The sequence below is a fragment of the Nostoc sp. genome (genome assembly GCF_036917535.1).
GTDB lineage: Bacteria > Cyanobacteriota > Cyanobacteriia > Cyanobacteriales > Nostocaceae > Nostoc.
This window is the reverse complement of sequence record NZ_JBALDA010000007.1, coordinates 51,821-71,622: the sequence shown is the minus strand read 5'-3', so window position 1 is coordinate 71,622 and position 19,802 is coordinate 51,821. Positions and strand designations below refer to the sequence as shown.

At 42.5% G+C, this 19,802-nt stretch carries 15 protein-coding genes and 1 other RNA gene; 4 read left to right on the top strand and 12 right to left on the bottom strand.

All coding sequences use genetic code 11. From position 1 onward, the window contains the following. Positions 1-245, top strand: a 245-nt coding sequence (locus V7K56_RS02115; protein ID WP_334907124.1) for a hypothetical protein, incomplete at its 5' end; no start/stop codon positions are given. 231 nt (positions 246-476) lie between these two features. Further along, on the top strand, positions 477-2,195 hold the full coding sequence (locus V7K56_RS02110) for an Rqc2 family fibronectin-binding protein (RefSeq protein ID WP_334907122.1): 1,719 nt from the start codon (positions 477-479) through the stop codon (positions 2,193-2,195). A 107-nt stretch (positions 2,196-2,302) separates the two neighbouring features. Here V7K56_RS02110 and V7K56_RS02105 read toward each other — a convergent pair whose 3' ends face one another. The 3 genes from V7K56_RS02105 to V7K56_RS02095 form a co-directional block, all read right to left on the bottom strand. Then, positions 2,303-2,629 (bottom strand): helix-turn-helix domain-containing protein, encoded by a 327-nt coding sequence (locus V7K56_RS02105; protein ID WP_334907120.1) that lies wholly within the window; start codon positions 2,627-2,629, stop codon positions 2,303-2,305. Further along, entirely contained in the window at positions 2,626-3,000 is a 375-nt protein-coding gene (locus tag V7K56_RS02100) for a type II toxin-antitoxin system RelE/ParE family toxin (protein ID WP_334907118.1), read from the bottom strand. Before V7K56_RS02100 ends, V7K56_RS02105 begins: the two co-directional genes overlap by 4 nt. Positions 3,001-3,084: 84 nt before the next feature. Beyond that, positions 3,085-5,715 carry a DNA polymerase III subunit alpha gene (locus tag V7K56_RS02095; protein WP_334907116.1) on the bottom strand — a complete coding sequence of 877 codons (2,631 nt, stop codon included), beginning with the start codon at positions 5,713-5,715 and terminating at the stop codon, positions 3,085-3,087. A gap of 194 nt (positions 5,716-5,909) precedes the next feature. Here V7K56_RS02095 and V7K56_RS02090 point away from each other — a divergent pair, with 194 nt between their 5' ends. Then, positions 5,910-7,205 (top strand): dicarboxylate/amino acid:cation symporter, encoded by a 1,296-nt coding sequence (locus tag V7K56_RS02090; RefSeq protein ID WP_334907114.1) that lies wholly within the window; start codon positions 5,910-5,912, stop codon positions 7,203-7,205. 40 nt (positions 7,206-7,245) lie between these two features. On the opposite strand, the gene V7K56_RS02085 is transcribed toward V7K56_RS02090, so the two are convergent. The 4 genes from V7K56_RS02085 to V7K56_RS02070 form a co-directional block, all read right to left on the bottom strand. After that, positions 7,246-7,425 (bottom strand): hypothetical protein, encoded by a 180-nt coding sequence (locus tag V7K56_RS02085; RefSeq protein WP_334907112.1) that lies wholly within the window; start codon positions 7,423-7,425, stop codon positions 7,246-7,248. A 387-nt stretch (positions 7,426-7,812) separates the two neighbouring features. Continuing rightward, positions 7,813-8,886, bottom strand: coding sequence for a TIGR03032 family protein (locus V7K56_RS02080; protein WP_334907110.1), 1,074 nt, complete (start codon positions 8,884-8,886; stop codon positions 7,813-7,815). 461 nt (positions 8,887-9,347) lie between these two features. Beyond that, positions 9,348-11,060, bottom strand: coding sequence for a diflavin flavoprotein (locus V7K56_RS02075; RefSeq protein ID WP_334907136.1), 1,713 nt, complete (start codon positions 11,058-11,060; stop codon positions 9,348-9,350). 179 nt (positions 11,061-11,239) lie between these two features. Beyond that, the gene (locus tag V7K56_RS02070; RefSeq protein WP_334907108.1) at positions 11,240-12,958 is read right to left on the bottom strand and encodes a diflavin flavoprotein; all 1,719 of its coding nucleotides are present in this window, start codon (positions 12,956-12,958) and stop codon (positions 11,240-11,242) included. 1,132 nt (positions 12,959-14,090) lie between these two features. On the opposite strand from V7K56_RS02070, the gene V7K56_RS02065 reads away from it, so the two are divergent. Then, a complete protein-coding gene (locus V7K56_RS02065; RefSeq protein ID WP_334907106.1) occupies positions 14,091-14,546 on the top strand; it encodes a helix-turn-helix domain-containing protein in 456 nt (151 codons plus the stop codon). A gap of 643 nt (positions 14,547-15,189) precedes the next feature. On the opposite strand, the gene ssrA is transcribed toward V7K56_RS02065, so the two are convergent. The 5 genes from ssrA to V7K56_RS02040 form a co-directional block, all read right to left on the bottom strand. Beyond that, positions 15,190-15,580: a transfer-messenger RNA gene (gene ssrA, locus V7K56_RS02060) on the bottom strand. Positions 15,581-15,751: 171 nt separating this feature from the next. Next, a complete protein-coding gene (locus tag V7K56_RS02055) occupies positions 15,752-16,699 on the bottom strand; it encodes a F0F1 ATP synthase subunit gamma (RefSeq protein WP_334907104.1) in 948 nt (315 codons plus the stop codon). Positions 16,700-16,891: 192 nt separating this feature from the next. After that, complete coding sequence (gene atpA / locus V7K56_RS02050) at positions 16,892-18,412, bottom strand: F0F1 ATP synthase subunit alpha (protein ID WP_334907102.1); 1,521 nt, start codon at positions 18,410-18,412, stop codon at positions 16,892-16,894. Between the two features lie 126 nt (positions 18,413-18,538). Next, complete coding sequence (gene atpH, locus V7K56_RS02045; protein ID WP_334907101.1) at positions 18,539-19,093, bottom strand: ATP synthase F1 subunit delta; 555 nt, start codon at positions 19,091-19,093, stop codon at positions 18,539-18,541. Beyond that, on the bottom strand, positions 19,090-19,662 hold the full coding sequence (locus tag V7K56_RS02040) for a F0F1 ATP synthase subunit B (RefSeq protein WP_334907099.1): 573 nt from the start codon (positions 19,660-19,662) through the stop codon (positions 19,090-19,092). Before V7K56_RS02040 ends, atpH begins: the two co-directional genes overlap by 4 nt. Between the last annotated feature and the right edge of the window lie 140 nt (positions 19,663-19,802).

Sequence of the window (19,802 nt, the reverse complement as noted above, 5' to 3'; positions counted from 1 at the left end):
TCATAACTGTAGGCTTTTGCCATAACGCAATTCAATTACCTTTTGAACGCAGACTGTTTACATTATATGTCCTAACTCTCTTGGCGATTGCTATACAAGGGTTTCAAAGCTTAATTCACATTAAACGTAATTTATTACCTAAACGCAGAACTTATCTGATGATAATTTCTGTGTTTTTTTATTTGCAGCTATCACCAAACCAAGTAATACAAATTCTGTATGAAGATGCGCTAAACCATGTTTAAGGATGAGAAAGAAAAACGAACCGCAAAGACAAGGCAGTGCGTTGGGCGGGTTCCCCGATTTGAAGCAGCTGCCGCGCAAAGTACACAAAGAAAGAAGAAGTTAAAAGGGTTTGGCGCAGCCTCACAAAGAAATGGTATAACCGCTATGATAGGTGAGGTCTGTTATGCTTTAACTAAACAAAAATAAGAGCATAGTGATCGCTACTATTTGAATGTTAACAACTAATCGCTTTGCAACCAGTTGACTTTACCACTCTCACAGCTGCTTGTAGCGAAATCCGCGCTAACTGGCTACCATCACGCTTAGAACAAGTTTACCAGCGCGATCGCTACACGATTGCGATGGCATTACGCACCCTAGAACAGCGAGATTGGCTACAGATTTCTTGGCATCCCCAAGCTGCACATATTTGTATCGGCGATCCGCCACCACGATCGCCAGATACCTTTACCTTTAGCCAACAACTGATTCACCAATTGGGTGGTTTAGCACTGGTGGCGATTGAAGCGATCGCACCTTGGGAGCGTGTTATTGATTTGCAATTTGCCCGTCGTCCTGGAGAAAGCGCCCTATATCATGTCTATGCAGAAATCATGGGCAAGTATAGCAACGTCATACTCACCGACGCTAACAATATAATTATCACCGCCGCCCATCAAGTCAGTCAGCAACAATCTAGTGTGCGCCCCATACTCACCGGACAACTTTATGAAACACCACCGAAACTGACTGGAACTATCCCTAGTTTGAGCGAATCCCAAGAACGTTGGCAAGAACGGGTAAGTTTAGTACCGGGAGGAATCAAGCGGCAATTGCTCAAAAGTTATAGTGGCTTGAGTGCAGCATTGCTAGATTTAATGCTGCTAGAAGCAAATATTGCACCAGAAACATCTACCGAGACTCTCCACCCCGACGACTGGCGACGGCTGTTTGAGCGTTGGCAAGAATGGCTGCAAGCCTTGGATTCTAGTAAATTTCAACCCGCTTGGACAAAAGATGGTTACACCGTAATGGGTTGGGGTGCAGTTGAAAAGGTCAAAAATATCCAGGAATTGCTCAACCGCTATTACAGTAACCAGATCGACCAACAGTTATTTTCCCAATTGCGCCATCAGTTGAGTCAGAAATTGAATAATATTCTGGCGAAATTACACAATAAAGCTCAAACCTTTCAGACGCGCTTGCAGCAATCAGATCGAGCCGATGAGTATCGGCAAAAAGCTGATTTATTGATGGCTCATCTGCAAAACTGGGAACCGGGGATGAAAGAAATTATCATTGCTGATTTTGAGACAAATTTGCCAGTAGCGATCGCTCTCCAACCAGATAAAAACGCCGTCCAAAATGCTCAAAGTCTTTACAAACAGCACCAAAAGCTCAAACGCGCTCGTGCTGCTGTCGAACCACTACTATTGGAAGTACAGACAGAAATTGAGTATTTAGAGCAAGTAGAAGCTGCGATCGGCCAAATAGATAACTATCAAACAGCAGAGGATTTGCGAGCTTTAGAAGAAATCCGCGAAGAGTTGATTGGGCAAAAGTATCTAGAAGATCCAGAATACCGCAGCCGCAGTGCCAATGAACCCCCCAGCACCAACTTTCATCGTTACCTTACTCCCAATGGCTTTGAAGTATTAATCGGTCGTAACAATCGCCAAAATGACCAATTGACCTTTCGTGTAGCTGGGGATTATGATTTATGGTTCCACGCTCAAGAAATTCCAGGGAGTCATGTATTACTACGTCTAGAACCGGGTACTGTTGCAGAAGAAGCTGATTTGCAATTTGTAGCTAACCTTGCCGCATACTACAGTCGCGCCCGTCAGAGTGAGCAAGTGCCAGTAGTTTACACCCAGCCAAAACACGTCTACAAACCTAAAGGAGCAAAACCGGGAATTGCCATTTACAAGCAGGAAAGCATACTTTGGGGAAAACCGCAAATAGTCTAGTTATTGGGCATTGGGCATTTCTCTCTGCTCCTCTGCTCCCTCATCCCCCTCATTTGCCTACTCCCCACTACTACTTTGTCAAGACCCAACATTGCTTCTATCCTACCCTATAGCGATATCACAGTTTCAGCAGATTGTTCCGGCGCATGACGAGGGCGAAGATGCAAGCTGATTTCCATATCGAGGCGCTTGAGGAAAATGAGGAGTTTGCCCTCGCTGAACCTTTGAAACTCTCCTTTCATCAAATGAGATACTTCTAGCTGGGGAATGCCAAGAAGTTCGCTGATTTCGCGCTGTTTCAGGTTGCGTTGAGAGAGGAGGCGCAATACCTGAATCCCTATCTTGCCTCGCGTAAAAAGTTCCGAAGCATCCGACAAACCGAGGTCAGCAAACACATTCCCACTGCTTTGTTCAAAAACGGGTTCCTGTGTCATTGTTGTTTCTCCCTTGCGACTGCATCCTTATAGCGTTGTTTAATCAGGTCAACATCAGCTTGTGGGGTTTTAATCCCCTGCTTTGATTTCTTCTGAAAAGCGTGCAGGACAAAGATTTTCTCTGCAATCTTTACTGCATAGACTGCTCTGTAAGTATCGGTATCGTAGCGTTTGATAATTTCATACACGCCGCTTCCAACCCCTTTAAAAGGCTTGGCATCCATTGGTGTTTCCCCTGCTTGCACCAATTGCAGCGCATAGCCTACTGATGCACGCACCTCTTCAGGAAATAAGCGAATATTTTTGAGAGAGTCTCCCATCCAAACCAGAGGTCGTAAAGGAATTTCTGTAATATCCTCACCATCGTCCATTTTATATGAAAAGTTCTATAAAAAAAGTCAGACATCTCATTCATATAGCAAGCCGAGAATGTATAATTCCCACTGCCCGTCCTCTCAATTCGGTAAACTCTCAATCTGCATTAAATCCAATTCACGTTCAAATATTTCATCAATTGGCAACATTTGACCATCAACAGTCATAAATTTATGGTCTTTTGTTGCCCGAATCAATGAACCATCTTCCAAGCAATACTCAAATACCTCTTGTTCCCCGCGATCGTGCCACTGTGCTACAGGTTGCGTGTAAATATTTCCATTATTATCAACGCTGTACACAGTACATTCAATGCCTTTTTCAACAATTTTCCCAATCGGCATTAATCCATATTCTACTGTCAATATTTCCGTGTCATAGCTTAAACAATATTCCGCAAACTTCAACATTTGCTCAAATAACTCATCTGCAACTTTTTTCTGAACGCCATTTTTCGCTGCGCCATCTACGAATTTTTCTCGCTGCTTTTGCATCTCAGAAACTTTCTTTTTACCCATCGCCCGACGCAGCAAGTCAGCTTGTCCTAAAGAATATCCCGCCATATCCTGAGCAATTTTCATGATTTGCTCTTGATAGACCATAATTCCATAAGTTTCGTCTAATACTGATTCTAGAATTTGGTGTTGATAATCAATCTGTTCTCGACCATGTTTACGGTCAATAAATTTAGGAATCAGTTTCGCATCTAATGGGCCCGGTCGATAAAGTGCCAAAATTGAAGAAATATCTTCTATATTAGAAGGCTTCAAATCTCGTACTATCTGACGCATCCCAGAAGATTCTAATTGAAATACCCCTTCTAACTCACCTGCTTCTAATAATTCATAAGTTTTTTGTACATCTTTTGGCAAAGTGCTATGTTCACCTTTAGCTAATATCCTCTGGGCTTTTCTTTCCTGACGAGGAATTTCATCAGGATCAACCCGATATCCTCTTGTTTCTTGAATTAAATCAAGGGTTTTTTGAATCAGCGTTAGGTTCCGTAAACCCAGAAAATCCATTTTCAATAAACCCATTGATTCCAGGTCTTCCATGAAATATTGGGTAATCACAGAACCGTCATTATTTTTCTGTAGTGGGACAATTTCATCAAGTGGATCGGCAGAAATTACCACACCGGCTGCATGAACACCAAAGGTTTTGTTAGTTCCTTCAATTCGCATTGCCATATCAAGCCAATGGCGAATATAGGGTTCTCTATCATATTTCTCTTTAAACTCTGGTTCTGGAGTTTGATCGGAAATCATCACCTTGAGTTTAGTTGGTTTACCCCGCACCACAGGAATTAATTTCGCCATTTTGTCAGCTTCCCCGTAGGGAATATTTAATACTCTGGCGACATCTTTCAAAACTGCTTTAGAAGTTAGACGGTTAAAAGTAATAATTTGGGCAACTCTATCTGCACCATATTTTTCTGTTACATAATCAATCACTTTATCCCGTTGTTCAATACAGAAATCTGTATCAATATCAGGCATGGATTTCCGTTCTGGGTTCAAGAAACGCTCGAATAGTAACCCATGATGTACGGGATCAATATTAGTAATTCGCATTGCATAAGCAACTAATGAACCAGCCGCCGAACCACGACCTGGCCCCACAGGAATGTTATTATCTCTAGCAAATTTGATGTAGTCCCATACAACTAAAAAGTATTTGGAAAAACCCATCTGCTGAATCATTTTCAGCTCGTATTCCAATCTTTCTTTATAGACGGAATCGACTTCCTGGCGAGACTTGCGATTTAACCGTTCTAAAAGTCCGCTCCATGCAACATCTTCGGCGTAAGTGTCAGCAGTATGACCAGAGGGAATAGGAGGTGTAGGAATCTGAGGCTCACCCATAATATGGTAAGGCTCGACTTTATTGGCGACTTCTCCAGTAGTGGCTACAGCTTCTGCAATTACATCATCCGATAAATGGTCACGAAATAGCTGCCGCATTTCTTCACCAGACTTAAGATATTCTGTGCCGCTATAACGCATCCGCTTATCTTCAATAATTAGCTTGCCAGTTTGAATGCATAGCAAAGCATCGTGGGCTTCAACGTCAAAACAAGATATAAAATGTGAATCATTAGTAGCAACAAATTTAATTCCTAGCTCCCTCGCAATTTTGACAATTTCAACATTCACAATCCGATCTTCTTGAGAGCCGTGATCTTGAATTTCTAAATAATAATCATCACCAAATACATCTTTATACCACTGAGCAACTTTTCGGGCTGCATCTGGTCTATTACTGAGAATAGCTTGAGGAATTTCTCCACCTAAGCAAGCGCTGGTGACAATCAAGCCTTCATGATATTCTTTTAATAAATCTTTATTAATACAAGGACGAGAAAAAACTCCTTTCCCTTGAACACCTTTAAGGTGAGAAATTGTGGTTAATTTAACTAAATTTTTGTAACCTTTAGTATTTTTAGCTAAAACAACTTGATGATATTTAGGACGACGTTCTTGTCTCTCGATATCGCCGTTAATTACATACATTTCATTGCCGATAATCGGCTTAATATTTTGACTACGGCAGATTTTGATCAGTTCAATGGCTCCATACATGACACCATGATCGGTAAGAGCGATCGCTTTCATTCCCAGTGCGATCGCTCGATCCACCAACTCTGGTAGCTGACTTGCCCCATCAAGCAAACTATAGTCACTGTGAATATGTAAAGGTACAAAGGACATAAGCATCTCCAACCACAAGCCAAGACACCTCTAGGGGCCCTACCTTGTGGTATACCCTTTCGAGCCAAATTTTGCAAAGCAATGGAATCTTAGATTAACAGTTTTTAACCAAAATTAAAGCTGTTCTTTTTCGGGAATTATCACTATTATTAGTGTTGTTTTAATAGTTACAACAGTTAAGCAGTATCTAGCCAATGAGTCAAACAGAGAGAACAACTTCGCTTGAAACCAAAGCTAGCCCTTGGTGGCAGCGTATCCCTCTCACGTTGCAAATTCTTATCGCTTTAGTAGTGGCAGTCAGTGTCGGAATTGCCCTTGGTGCGGGGAATCCTAATCCCAGCAACGCCGCTTTAATTAACAATTTAGCAATTCCGGCAGAATTGGTGCTAAAGGCTCTCCGCGCCTTGGCTACACCCCTGATTCTAGTAGCGGTGCTGCATACTTTGATGACTACCAATATCCCTGGTACAGCCGGACGGCGGTTAGCAGTATTACTTTTAACCAACACTACCGTAGCTATTTTGGTGGGACTTTTGGTAGCGAATGTACTGCGTCCCGGGACTTGGGGCAATGTTAGCACCTCAACAAGTACGGCAATAACTGCTCAGAGTCTCGATCCTTGGGGAATACTTAAAGATGCTGTACCAGAAGCCGTCCTCAAACCATTGGTTGATAATAATGTCATCCAGTTGATTGTGATTGCCCTGAGTTTTGGCATCGTCCTGCGGGGATTAAAATCTGAACAAATCGCCCAAGGCAAGAATGGATTCCAGCCGATAGAGGATGTCATTGGAATTTTATTTGAAGCGGTAGTCCGCATACTCAACTGGGTAATTGCCTTAGTACCATTCGCAGTCTTTGGGATTGTAGCTAAAACTATTGCGATGCAGGGCTTTGCACCGTTTAAATCTTTGGGTGCATTTATCGTAGCCGTATTGTTAGCACTGGTATTACAAGCGTGCTACTACCTCACCAGAGTAAAATTTGGTTCTTGGGTACACCCGTTAAAATTCCTAGCTAGCGGTTCTGATGCCTTTTTGACAGCTTTCTCAACTTCTTCCTCAGCGGCGGCAATGCCCGTAACCTTTGAAGTTTTGCAAACAAAAGTCGGTTTAAGGGAATCTTCTGCTGCCTTGGGGTCATTAGTCGGGGCAAATTTTAATAATGATGGCACTGCCCTTTATGAAGCAATGTCTGCGTTGTATATTTCCCAACTGATTGGACAACATCTGAGTCTGACACAGCAGTTAGTTGTCATCCTTACCTCGATTTTTGCATCTGTTGGTGCGGCAAATATTCCCAATGCGGGACTGGTAACAATGACACTAGTGTTCACTTCTGTCGGCTTACCTACCCAGTACATTGCTTTGCTAGTTACTGTAGACTGGTTTTTGGATCGCTGCCGCACCGCGATTAATGTTATGGGAGATATGACTGTTAGTGCTTTACTTGACGGCAAAAAGCCACGTCATTCTGTAGACGAGGCTTAGTTTGCCAATTTTTAATTGAGTTCAGCAGCTTTTCAAATATCTAATGCTGTTGAGGGCCCTTGGCGTCACATTCTTTAGTCCAGCAGCGTTCTAAAAGTTGCAAACGCCAGATCAATACAAAGCGTTGGGGATTCAATACTAATTTAGTGTTACGACTAAATAAGGGCTGGTTCAGATACTGCCAAATAGGAAATTTAATTTTAGTGTGTTTTGGAATCATAAGAACAACAAAAATAATATAAAAGTTTTGTCTAGCAATTGCCTGATACTGTTTTTCTAGTTAAAGGCTACCCTGCGTTTTTGCAATTGTCTTTGTGGCAATTGCGGAATTTCAGCAAGTTCATTTATGTTATTTCCGCTTTAATACTGAAATTGCACACACCATTTTTCTGATTCCATATCCCGTGAAAAGTCATACTTACCATTTCACGAAATTTATGCTATGGATTCGTTAATAAGGGCGTACACAATCAAACTTGTAATTTCTGTTACTAACTTGTGAATTTAGAGTCAGTTTCACGAAGACGAAAAGACTGGTTTTATAGTAATAACTGTTGCTAAATTAAATGCCATTGATGTTGATTACTCTTAAATTTTAAATTGCTTCTCATCCCACCGTTATCACCCGCCGAATTTCGTCACTGCGAAACCCAATCGCCATTGGACGACGTACCCCCAAAAGTGCTACTACGTCGTACAATTCCAGTACCACCCCTTCTATTCGCAGGGAATGCACAATATCGCCGCTTCTCAGGTCAATCACTAGTAACCCACAGCGAGGCTCAACGTTTTTCTGATGCAATTTCTCGTCCAAAGCCAAGCCGCTAAAGGTCTTGTTATGCCTGGGTTGGGAAATTCCCACTACTGCAAAGTTGCCATAAAATGTACAACCGCGCAGATATCCTGGACAGAAGGCGACTGGTTCAAACACTCCCCGCTTTAAGTCGGCAAAGCCAAACTCTCCTGTACCTGAGTTGAGCAGCCAGAGTTTTCCCTGATGCCAGCGTGGGGAATGGGGCATAGACAGCCCCTGCAAGACGATTTCATTGCTTTCTATGTCAATAACACAGCCTCCATTGGCCCGATGCTCCCGCCAGCCTTCGGCTACGTCCGATTGACTGACAGTAGTAACGTATTTGGGTTTTTCTTGCTGCATTGCTAACCCATTCAGGTGACATCTATCCTCTGCCGCTAGTTTGCTAATAAAATTTGGTTGCCATAGAGGAATGAAACTGTGGGTTTCGCTGACTGTTCCCAAACAACTAAATAAGGTATTGACAAATAATAGCTTTTGTGAGTTTAAATCTTTCTCTTTTGCTTTACTCAAAGCGATATCGTGAATATCCAAATCTCCTGTCACATAACTCATCTGGGGTAAATAGAGAGCATCATAGCCTTGGTGGTTTTCTCCGGGTTGGATAATGTTTTCAAATCGCCACAGTTGGTACAGAGAACTCATGTACAGACTGTTACCATTGGCATACAACCCCATACACCGCTCAAAGCTACGTTCAAATACAGACAATTTGCCGTTTGGTTGCAAGCCGATGAAAAATAACTTCCCCGCTTGATAGGTAGTGAAGGACAAACTAAGGTTTTGCTCATACAGCCAAGCGTTAAACTGGCGAGAAGCGTTGATTTCTAAAGATGGTTTCTCAATGTTGCTGTCACTGGAATTCACTTGGTTTAGACTCCTTGATAACTCTGGGGTTTAGGCGATGAAAATTTCGTTGTAGGGCACAAAAAACCTTTGACTCGATGCTCTTATACCAATTCTCTAAAATGAGGCAACACATTCAAACCCCGAAAGCCATGCCATATCTAACTTTCTTAATTACGAATTACGAATTACGAATTTAGTATTACTATTGGACATAAGCTGCGTCAGATGCACTGAGCGATCGCTGTTAATACAGTTATTAGTCAGTGGTGATTCATTTCAGAAATTTACCAGAGTATTATTGAAGTGCCTTTAGAACAAAAAATGATTTTGTGGGATTAGAATACATTGTATATAATCTAAAATTTGCTTGAACCAACTCTGCATATCAACAAAAAAATAGGACAGGCAAGATGCCTATCCCACAAGAAAAAAGATAATTTTTGTCAAAAGCGGTTTAGTTAGGTTAAACTTCTCATTATCTAATAATGAGTGCCCGTTTTCCGATGGTTGATGGCAGTAATAGCATCAGGCTTGAGTAATTTCCCTTCGTCCACAGTTGCATACACAACCCAATGATCGCCACATTCCAGACGTTGGTTGACTGAGCATTCCAAATATGCTAGAGCGTCGGTAAAGACGGTACAGCCGTTATCTGCAACTGCTGTACTAAAGTTGGCAAATCGATCTTCCCCAGGCGCGAAAGATTTACGGAAATGCTTCATGTAGTCTTGATGATTGCCTTCAGGTAGAATATTTAAGGCAAACTTACCGCCTGGATACATCAAAGATTCGATCGCTCGGTCTTTAGCGATCGCCACAGTTAGTCCGGGTGGGTTGAAGGTGGCTTGAGAAACCCAAGCGCCTAACATTGCGGTAGACACTTCTCCTTGTTTAGCTGTCACCACACAGACGGAACCAACGATCCGACCAACAGCCTGTTCCATTGGGGTAGCGGCTTGTTGGGGTACGCGTACCTTTTTAGCTTTTTTCAGTACTTGGGCAAAGTCTGTACCTAGTTCTTCACAGAACTTGAGAGTGACATCATCAGGTTTAAACTTCACCTTCAAGGTGTCAAAGCCAAAGCGATATCCAGCATCGCGGAGTTTACCTTCAATTAAGTCAAATGCTTCCCCACTCCAGCCATAAGAACCAAAGACCCCAGCGAGTTTGCTGTTGTCACCGCTTGATAACACAATCCCTAAAGCAGTATGAATGGGAGTTGGTGCATGACCACCAATGGTAGGAGAACCAATGATAAAACCCTCTGACTGTGCGAGGTTGATGCGAATTTCATCAGGGGTAGCAAATTCGCAGTTAATCGATTTGACTGCGACTCCACCCTTCGTTAGTCCTAAAGCGATCGCTTGTGCTAAAGTTGCTGTATTTCCGTAAGCTGAAGCATAAAGTAAAGCAACAGAAATCTCGCGATCGTTGTGAGAACGGCTCCACTCTCCATAAGCTTTGGTAAGTTCAATTAAGCCAGTGCGTACCAAGGGCCCGTGACCCACAGCATACATTCTCACCTGCAAATCTGATATTTTCTCCAAAGCTGCTTGCACATGAGGAGTTTGGGGAGCCATCAGGCAGTTAAAGTAGTAACGCTGGTCTTCTTTGAGCGCTTCCCAGTTATCATCAAACACTTCATCACCACAGACATGAGTTGCAAATAACTTATCTGTGTAGAGAATTTGGGTTTGCTGATCGTAGGTACAAAGTCCTTCTGGCCAACGCGGACTGGGAGTGGGGAAGAATTTCAAAACATGACCCTTGCCTAAATCCAGAGTTTCTTTTCCCCGCATCACCAAGACATTTAAATCTTGCTCTAAGAAAGCAGCACGCAAATTATTTGCACCGGGAAGAGAACAGACAAAAGTTACCTGTGGTGCCAGTTCTAAAATTGCTTTGAGGGTTGCAACTCGATTGGGACTAAAATGACCCAGGATGATATAATCCAAACTTTGCAAATTTAAAGTCTGCCGCAATGCCTCTAAATAAATTTCGGTAAAGCTTTCTGGCGGTGGCTCGATAAGTGCGGTTTTATCAGCTTCAATTAAATAACAATTGGAGGTAGTACCTCTTTCAAGTGCGTATTCAATTTCAAACCGCAGACGTGACCAACTACGTGCTCTAATAGCTTTAGTATTGGTAGCAATTGGTAAAACTTGTACGTCGCGTGGCTTGGAATTGGTCATAGCTGTTAAAAGTTGGGGAATTGGGCATTGGGAATTGGGCATTGGGAATTGGGCATTGGGAATTGAGAATTGGGCATTGGGGAAGATAAGGAGGATGAAGGAGACAGGGAAAATAACTCATTCCCTATGCTCCATGCCCTATGCCCCATGCCCTATGCCCTATGCCCCATGCCCAATCTTTAGTAGTAATTACCTACTTTGCGATGGCGAACGGCTGTCAATCCATCGTTTTTAGAGACACGACCTTCTTGGACGGTGCAGTATAAAATCCAGTGGTCGCTGCATTCCATGCTGGTCTGTATTTCACATTCCATGTATGCCAAAGCATCAGTTAGAATCGGCGAACCGTTTTTCGCGGTTTGAGTTTTCACTCCCGCAAAGCGGTCAGCACCAGGATGCAAGCGCTTGAGGAAGTGTTTCTTGAGTTCTTGATAATTGCCTTCTTCCAAAACGTTGAGGACGAAGCGATCGCCTATTTGCATTAAGGAATCAATGGCGCGGTCTTTAGCAACAGCAATTGTCAATCCTAAGGGTTGCAAACTCGCTTGCGTTACCCAGGATGCCAGCATTGCACTTGAGACATTATCTTTTTTTGTAGTGACTATATATAGTCCGCTGCTAATGCGACCCAGAGCCTTTTCCATGTTGACATCAAGGGACTTGATTTGCTTGATGTTGCGATCGCGCACCAGCAATTGTCCGATGTCTTTACCCGCTTCTTCACACAACTGGAATGTTGATGCGCTGGGAGCCTCTTTAATCCGAATCGGTGGGAAAGCTTCTTTGATGCCAGAGTTAAGAAATTGTCTGCGGAGTGTATCAATGGGTTCATCATCCCCACCGTAACATTCAAACAGCCCAATCAATTGTTTGTTCTTGGCGACAGCTAGCACCGAACTGATACCAGCTTGGGCGGCGGCGGAAGTAGTTGGCGGCATACCAATAATGATGCCAGATGCTCTCCCAGCTAGTTCTTGAATTTCTTGGCTCTGGGCAGTACTCAGATCCAGAACTTCTACCCCAATGCCAGTTTTTAGTATACCTTCGGCAATTGCGTGACCAAGGCGTTCGCCATACCCATATTCTGAGACAAAAAATAAGCCTACGCTAGTTTCTGCTGTAGCTTGTCTTTGGCTCCAATTTTCGTAGCACCCGGTTAGAACATCTAGATGGTGGTATAATAATGGGCCATGACCGTTGGCAATAATATTAATCTTCCCTAGTTCGCTCATTCGCTTCATGGCATTCACCAAAGAACGAGCGTTAGGGCCCATCAAGCAGTCGTAGTAAAATCTAAAGTCAGCTTCGATCGCTTCTAAATCTTCGTCAAAGGTGCGATCGTCACAAAAGTGCATCCCAAAAGCATCACAGGTGTAGAGAATTTGGGTTTTGCGGTCAAAGCTAAAGATTGTATCCGGCCAGTGCAGGTTAGGCGCACTCACGAATTCCATTTCGTGTCCTTTGCCGATATCGATGCGATCGCCAGTTTTCACAACCCTCTTCGAGAAAGGATCGTGTACTAAGCCTTCCAAAAACTGAAGCGCAACTTTTGAGGCTAAAACGGTGGCTCTAGGAGCTAACTGGAGGACATCTTCTACTAAGCCGCTATGGTCTGGCTCTGTGTGGCTGACAATTATGTAATCAATTGTTTTGGGGTTAACAAGACCTTTAAGGGTCTCTAAATACAGATCGCGAAACTTCTGGTGAGAAGTATCAATTAAAACTGTTTGTTCACCCCTAATTAGATATGAATTGTAGGTTGTACCGTTTTGCAGTCCGAATTCGATATCAAAGCGATCGCGATCCCAGTCAAGAGAGCGAATCGCCGTTGTGTTAGGGGCAATTTCTACAGTTTGTATAGTTAGCCGATGTTGAACGTTCTCTGCGATCGCTACCATTATTCGTCTCCGAGCGCAAATTAACAGGTTTTTATTCTGCCCCCATTGTCTCTATTATTTTTATTTGAAGTTGTAATAAATATCAGTTTTAGAAAATTTTAGCTTGTATCCATTATTGCTGTTTTTTAGCAAAAAAAATACAACTCAAAAAATATCCTAAATATTAACTTATTCCTAAATTTTACTGAGTACTTATTTTTGCCATTACTCTGCTTTGAGCTTAATTCAAAAATATCATAGTAATTATATTTTTTAACTAGAAAAGTATAATTTAAACAATATTTATATTGCTGGTATAGCTACAAGTCTAAATTACTTTTAATACTTAATATTCTCAGAAAATATATTTATAAAGGAGAAAAATTTATTTTTTTCGGATACTCTCTTAATTAGGACAAGTAGGACAAGTAGGACAAGTAGGACAAGTAGGAAAGGTAGGAAAGGTAGGAAAAGTAGGAAAGGTGGGAAAAGTAGGACAAACTACATTAGATTTCTGCAAGCATCAAATAAGCTGTTAAAATTAGTTTATTCAATGAATATTGAATATGTTGTTGTCTTAACCAAAAATATAGTGGCATATAATATAAACTTTATGTAAAGTTGATAAAAGAGATATTTTTTTGGAAATAATCAAAGCAAATTTCCAGAGACTAGTTGAATAAAAAGGAACCAGGCTTGTATATATATTTTTGCTCATCTAAATGGAAACTAGCATAAAAATAATTCTTAAAGTTTCGATAAACCTCTGTAAGCATCGGAATAATCTCAGGAATTTAATGATAAAGTTTTTTATTATCGACTTTAAACATTAATCAAGACAACGCTAACAAATACTTATTGTTATAGCTACAAGCTACAGCTTCAGGCTATCGAATAAATTTGTCTATATAAGTTAATAGTGTCATATCAATGTGCCTAAGTTTTTATAAAATCCATTGTTGATGAAAAATTGCAAAGTTTGATAGTGTTCTCAAACCAATATTTATTACGTAGTAGCTTTATAGACGCCGACATCCTTAATACTTGTAGTTCAGCTTTTTAGAATGTGTGATGAAATACCCAAGTAAGTCAGTATACAGACGTAAATAGATACAAAAATGACAAAAATTGATTGTGTAAAAGGTTATTGTTTATGGGATGTCGATTAAAAGTGTTTCTCACAGAAGAAGAAAAGCTGACTTTAGAAGAGTTGAGAAAAGCCAAAGATGTTCCTCAACGTACTAAAGATCGTGCTCAAGTTTTACTGCTGAATACTCGTGGCTTAAAAAATGAGCAAATTGCAAAAGGCTTGAACTGGGCGATTTCAACAGTGCGTCAAACCCTTCATCGCTGGGAAAAGATGGGTTTAGCAGGTTTATGGGATGCTCCTGGTCGAGGAGGAAAACCTCGATATTCAGAATCAGATTTGGTTTATCTCGAAAATTGTTTAGCTCAAGAATCAGAGACTTATAACTCTAAACAATTAGCAAAAAAACTCGCATCTGAGCGTCAAGTAAACTTGAGTGCAGATCGACTACGACGGGTACTGAAAGAAAGGGGAAGGAAGTTTGGAAGCGCACGCACACAAACTCAGAAACAGCATAATTAGCTGATTAAATCATCTTGGACTCGAATCACTTGTTTCGTTTAGGTAGCGATCGCTAGATTGTGGTTGACAATCAAGATTATCTTCTTGACAAGTTCTGCTTTGTGCAGAGATAGTACTTGTTGCGTTTATTTCTGTTACTTGGGCTTGGGCGCTGTTGAGGTCTACACGCTTTTGGTTTAAGGTTTGCCAAGAAACTGGATAAACCAATTTGAAAAAAGAATGCGACAGATACATATGGACATACCTTTGTTCTGTCTGGCTTTCTTAATGCGTGAATTTTGTTAGCGCAGCGTAAAGCCTTCTCTTCTCCCAAGGGGAGACGCTACGCGAACGAGAGGCTTCGCCAACGGCATGGCAACTCTTAGAGACGCACTCGCGTTCGCTTAGAGCGAGTCCGCGTACTCTGTAAGAGTTGCAAGCTACGCTTTTAGCGTCTCGTAGAAAGCGTCATTTTGAATTTTGAATTGGTATAATAGTCCAGTTTCGCATTTTTACCAAAAATTTTGGGCTTAACTCAACGGTATTGCTATATTAACTGTTGAACTCAAGTTAGCTGTGCATTATAGAAAATTCTGATGAAAGTTTCCCATAAAACAAAGTCCACTTACACATCACAGTGTTAAGTGGACTTGTTAACTATTTTTAGTGGATCCGAGCAGAGTCGAACTGCTGTCCAAATTGGGTATTGACCCCCCGCTCATTCACAGGTTTAGCCTTTCTGACCCTCAAGGCGGGAATCGTTCATTATCCCGAACGTAGGATGCTCTGATTTAATCTTAGCCAGCAAGCCAACCAGAGAACGCTTGCTAGAGCATCCGTTGGGGTTTGGTCTTCAGTCCTTAACGGAGTCAAACTAAAGACGCTCGAACCTGTAAAAGGTGTTTTAGGCTGCTACTAGAGCTTCCCGACGAGCAAATTTTACGATGTTATTCGCATTTACTTTTTTTTCGAGCCTTTGATTTTCGAGAGGAGACTCACTCTCGACCTGAATCACAGAGCAGCGTTCGCCAACCTGTCGAAACCGTGACGGACCCATGCGCTTCATACTTCAATTATAATACGCAATTCTTGAAATGTGTTAATAGACAAAATTTTTTGCTTGATGTTGAAAGTCCCAAATACTAAAATAGCCAATTGCTAATCTTAAAATAATTAGCAATTGGCTATATACTACAACACACTACAAATAAATAATTAGCTATACCCTAAGCTAGTGCTTCAGCACCGCCTACAACCTCTAGGAGTTCTTGGGTAATTGCAGCTTGTCGGGCTTTGTTGTAAGACAGGGTTAAAGTATTAATCAGTTCACCGGCATTGTCGCTGGCATTACTCATAGCTGTCATCCGCGCTGCTAGTTCGCTAGCTGCTGATTCTTGTAGCGCCCGCAATAACTGGTTACTCAGATACAGGGGCAATAGAGAATCGAGAATCTGCACAGGATCTTGCTCAAAAATCATGTCAGGAGCCAACGTGCGGACTTGGTTAGTCACTTTCTCCCGTTCTACTTGAAATTGACCACCACGGGTTGTTAAGCGGAAGATTTCGTCATCGTTTGCTTCTAGTCCTTGCGGGTCGAGGGGTAGCAGGGTTTGGACTACAGGACGGGAGCTAACCAAAGAAACGAATCTGGTATAAATTAACTCAACACGATCTACTTCTTCTGAAAGGAACAAGGAAAGCAGTTGGTCAGCAATTTGAGTAGCTTCAGCTGCGGTAGGAATTTGCTCTAAGCCACTGTAAGTTGCATCAATGGGTTGATTGCGACGTTGAAAGTACTGCATAGCTTTGCGTCCAACAATCACAAATTGATAGTCTAAACCTTCTGCCTTAATTTCCTTAGCACGGTTTTCTGCACGGCGGATAACGTTATTGTTGTAGCCGCCGCATAGACCGCGATCGCCTGAAATAACCAACAACCCAACTGACTTAACTTGGCGTTTTTTCAGTAGTGGTAGGTTTGCTTCTTCAAAGCGCAGACGGCTTTGCAAACCATACAATACTTGTGCCAAGCGATCGGCAAAGGGGCGAGTTGCTAGCACTTGTTCTTGCGCCCGACGCACTCTAGCCGCAGCTACCAGACGCATGGCTTCTGTAATTTTTTTGGTATTTTTGACCGACTGAATGCGATCGCGTATTGCTTTTAAATTGGCCATAACTGTAAGTTCTGAGTCCTGAGTTCTGAGTTCTGAGTAGTAGAAAGTGCTGAATGCCAAGCTTCATAGGAATTGGAAATGTGAGAACTTGTAAGCATCATGCTCATATATCTTCACTCTTGACTCCTCTTCTCACTCAGCACTCAACACTCAGCACGGGCTTAACGCCCCGCTACCGCTAACAGCACTCTATTACGCTGTAGCTTTGAAGGTCTTCTTGTATTCGGTAAGTGCTTCCTTCAAGGCAGCTTCTTCTGCATCACCTAGTGCTTTAGATGCTTGTACTCCTTGGACATACTGGGTTTTTCCAGTCTTTAAGAACTCACGTAGACCTGCTGTGAAGCTGGTGACTTTATCTACAGGTACATCATCTAAATAACCATTAATACCAGCGTATAAAATTGCTACTTGCTCGTATACCGAGAGTGGCGAATTTTGTGGCTGCTTGAGGAGTTCGCGCAACCGTTGACCCCGTGCCAACTGGTCTTGAGTGGCTTTATCTAAGTCAGAAGCAAATTGTGCGAAGGCTTGCAGGTCGTCAAATTGGGCTAGTTCCAATTTAATCTTACCGGCAACTTTTTTCATTGCCTTGGTTTGAGCCGCAGAACCCACGCGGGATACTGAAATACCGGGGTTTACAGCCGGACGGATACCAGCGTTAAACAAGTCAGAAGAGAGGAATATCTGACCATCGGTAATAGAAATTACGTTGGTGGGGATGTATGCTGAAACGTCACCAGCTTGAGTTTCAATAATTGGTAGGGCAGTCATACTACCTTTACCTAATTCGTCACTCAACTTTGCGGCTCTTTCTAACAAGCGGGAGTGGATGTAGAATACATCTCCGGGGTACGCTTCGCGTCCGGGTGGACGACGTAGCAGTAGTGACATTTGGCGATAAGCTTGGGCTTGCTTGGAGAGGTCATCATAAATTACCAGGGTAGCTTTGCCTTTGTACATGAAGTACTCAGCAATAGTTGCGCCTGTGTAGGGAGCAAGGTATTGCAGGGTAGCTGGTTCACTGGCACTAGCGGTGACGACGACGGTGTAATCGAGTGCGCCTTTTTCTTGCAGTGTCTGTACCACGTTAGCCACGGTGGAAGCCTTTTGACCAATCGCAACGTAGACACAAATTACATCTTCTTCTTTCTGGTTGATGATGGTGTCGATCGCGATCGCAGTTTTACCAGTTTGGCGATCGCCAATAATCAACTCCCGTTGACCACGGCCAATAGGAATCATTGAGTCAATAGCTGTGATACCCGTTTGCATGGGTTCGTGTACAGACCGACGGGCAATGATACCGGGTGCTGGAGATTCAATCAAACGGCTTTCTGGGGACTTAATGTCTCCCTTACCATCAATAGGACGACCCAAGGAATCTACAACTCGTCCAATTAAGGCTTCTCCTACTGGGATCTGGGCAATTCTACCAGTGGCAGTTACAGAACTACCTTCTTGAATTTCCAGCCCTTCACCCATCAGCACCGCACCCACGTTGTCTTCTTCTAAGTTCTGGGCAATGCCAATTGTGCCATCTTCAAATTCCAAAAGTTCCCCAGACATAGCCTTTTCCAGACCATAAATCCGGGCAATACCGTCACCAACTTGGAGAACAGTACCAACGTTAGCAACTTTGACCTCTTGATCGTATTGCTCGATTTGTTGTTGGATAATACTGCTAATTTCGTCAGGTCTAATTGATATGCTCATGTGTCTATCTTTTTTGCTTTCGAGACAAAAGTAAAAGGGACTGGGGATTAGGGACTGGGGATTAGGGATGGAAAGAATTTTTGATTATAATCTTTTTCCTAGTCCCCAGTCCCCAGTCCCAATTTTCTAACTATTAGTTAAGCGCAATGAAAGGCGGCGCAACTGACCCCGGATACTAGCGTCAATTACCTGCGAGCCTACTTTAATGATCACACCACCAATTAACTCGCTGTCTATCCTGGTTTCTAGTTCTACCTGGCGAGCATTTGAGATGGCGATGACCTTTTGGATGATTGCCTGCTGTTGAGCTTCTGTGAGGGGAACGGCTGAAATTACTTCCGCTAATACGGTTTGATTCAGCTGCCGCAACAGCGCTAGATACTGTTGAAAAATCTCTTCCAAGAATGCAATCCGCCGTTTATCTACCAGTACCAGCAAAAAATTGCGTAAGTAGGGGTTAGCACTTTCACCGAATATTTGTTTGATCAGAGCTTTTTTATTCTCAGACTGAATAAACGGGTTGCTGAAGAAGTTGTGTAGCTGTTTGTCTGCTTTGAGCAATCCCAGGAAAGTACGCGCATCTTCCCCGAATTCTTCTGTCAAATTTTTTGATTGAGCTATTGACAAAAGTGCTTGTGCATAAGGCTGGGCTACTTCGATTGCCGCTACCTGACTTGTCATACATTGCCTCCCAGTTGTGCGATGCTGCGGTCAATTAAACTTTGTTGAGCATCGTCGGCAATCCCGCTTTTGAGTTGCGATTCGACTTTTTGCAATGCTAGTGTAGCTACCCTTTGCCGCAGTTGAGCGATCGCTCGATCAGTTTCGGTGTTTAAATCTGCTGCTGCTGTTTGTTTCAAGCGTTCTACGTCTTGCACTGCCTTCGCTAACAAGGCTTCTTTCGTCTTTTGGGCGTTTTCTGTGGCAGATTGGCGGATACGTTCTGCTTCTGCCTGAGATTGCTTCAATTGCTCTTGCGCTTGGGAAAGGGCAGTTTTTGCCTCTTTTAAGCGCCCTTCTGCTTCCTGAATTGCGGTGGCAATATTGGATTGTCGCTCGTTCAGGATATTGCTTAAAACTTTACGTCCGAAGTAGAATAATATGCCAATCAGAATCGCTAGATTAATCAGATTGGTTTCAAAAATGTCTACGTTTAGACCGAAACCACCTTCTGCTGCGCCTTCTGCAAATTCAGAGTGAACAGCGTTCGCTTCTGCGGCAAGTAATAAGAATGTCCCCATGATACCCATTTACAAGTGCGCTGCTCGCTTGCTAATACGTTGTATTTTCCTGAAGGGAAATTAAGTTTCTTTCCCTGAAGGGAAATTAATTATCTTTTCCGGAAGGTAAATTAAGTATCTTTCCCGAAGGAAATTTAAGTATCTTTTCC

What these genes read in the sequence shown, in the direction of transcription:
- V7K56_RS02105 (WP_334907120.1), bottom strand. Translation starts at nt 2,629, where the DNA reads ATGACACAGGAACCCGTTTTTGAACAAAGCAGTGGGAATGTGTTTGCT.
- V7K56_RS02100 (WP_334907118.1), bottom strand. Translation starts at nt 3,000, where the DNA reads ATGGACGATGGTGAGGATATTACAGAAATTCCTTTACGACCTCTGGTT.
- V7K56_RS02095 (WP_334907116.1), bottom strand. Translation starts at nt 5,715, where the DNA reads ATGTCCTTTGTACCTTTACATATTCACAGTGACTATAGTTTGCTTGAT.
- V7K56_RS02090 (WP_334907114.1), top strand. Translation starts at nt 5,910, where the DNA reads ATGAGTCAAACAGAGAGAACAACTTCGCTTGAAACCAAAGCTAGCCCT.
- V7K56_RS02085 (WP_334907112.1), bottom strand. Translation starts at nt 7,425, where the DNA reads ATGATTCCAAAACACACTAAAATTAAATTTCCTATTTGGCAGTATCTG.
- V7K56_RS02075 (WP_334907136.1), bottom strand. Translation starts at nt 11,060, where the DNA reads ATGACCAATTCCAAGCCACGCGACGTACAAGTTTTACCAATTGCTACC.
- V7K56_RS02070 (WP_334907108.1), bottom strand. Translation starts at nt 12,958, where the DNA reads ATGGTAGCGATCGCAGAGAACGTTCAACATCGGCTAACTATACAAACT.
- V7K56_RS02065 (WP_334907106.1), top strand. Translation starts at nt 14,091, where the DNA reads ATGGGATGTCGATTAAAAGTGTTTCTCACAGAAGAAGAAAAGCTGACT.
- V7K56_RS02055 (WP_334907104.1), bottom strand. Translation starts at nt 16,699, where the DNA reads ATGGCCAATTTAAAAGCAATACGCGATCGCATTCAGTCGGTCAAAAAT.
- atpA (WP_334907102.1), bottom strand. Translation starts at nt 18,412, where the DNA reads ATGAGCATATCAATTAGACCTGACGAAATTAGCAGTATTATCCAACAA.
- atpH (WP_334907101.1), bottom strand. Translation starts at nt 19,093, where the DNA reads ATGACAAGTCAGGTAGCGGCAATCGAAGTAGCCCAGCCTTATGCACAA.
- V7K56_RS02040 (WP_334907099.1), bottom strand. Translation starts at nt 19,662, where the DNA reads ATGGGTATCATGGGGACATTCTTATTACTTGCCGCAGAAGCGAACGCT.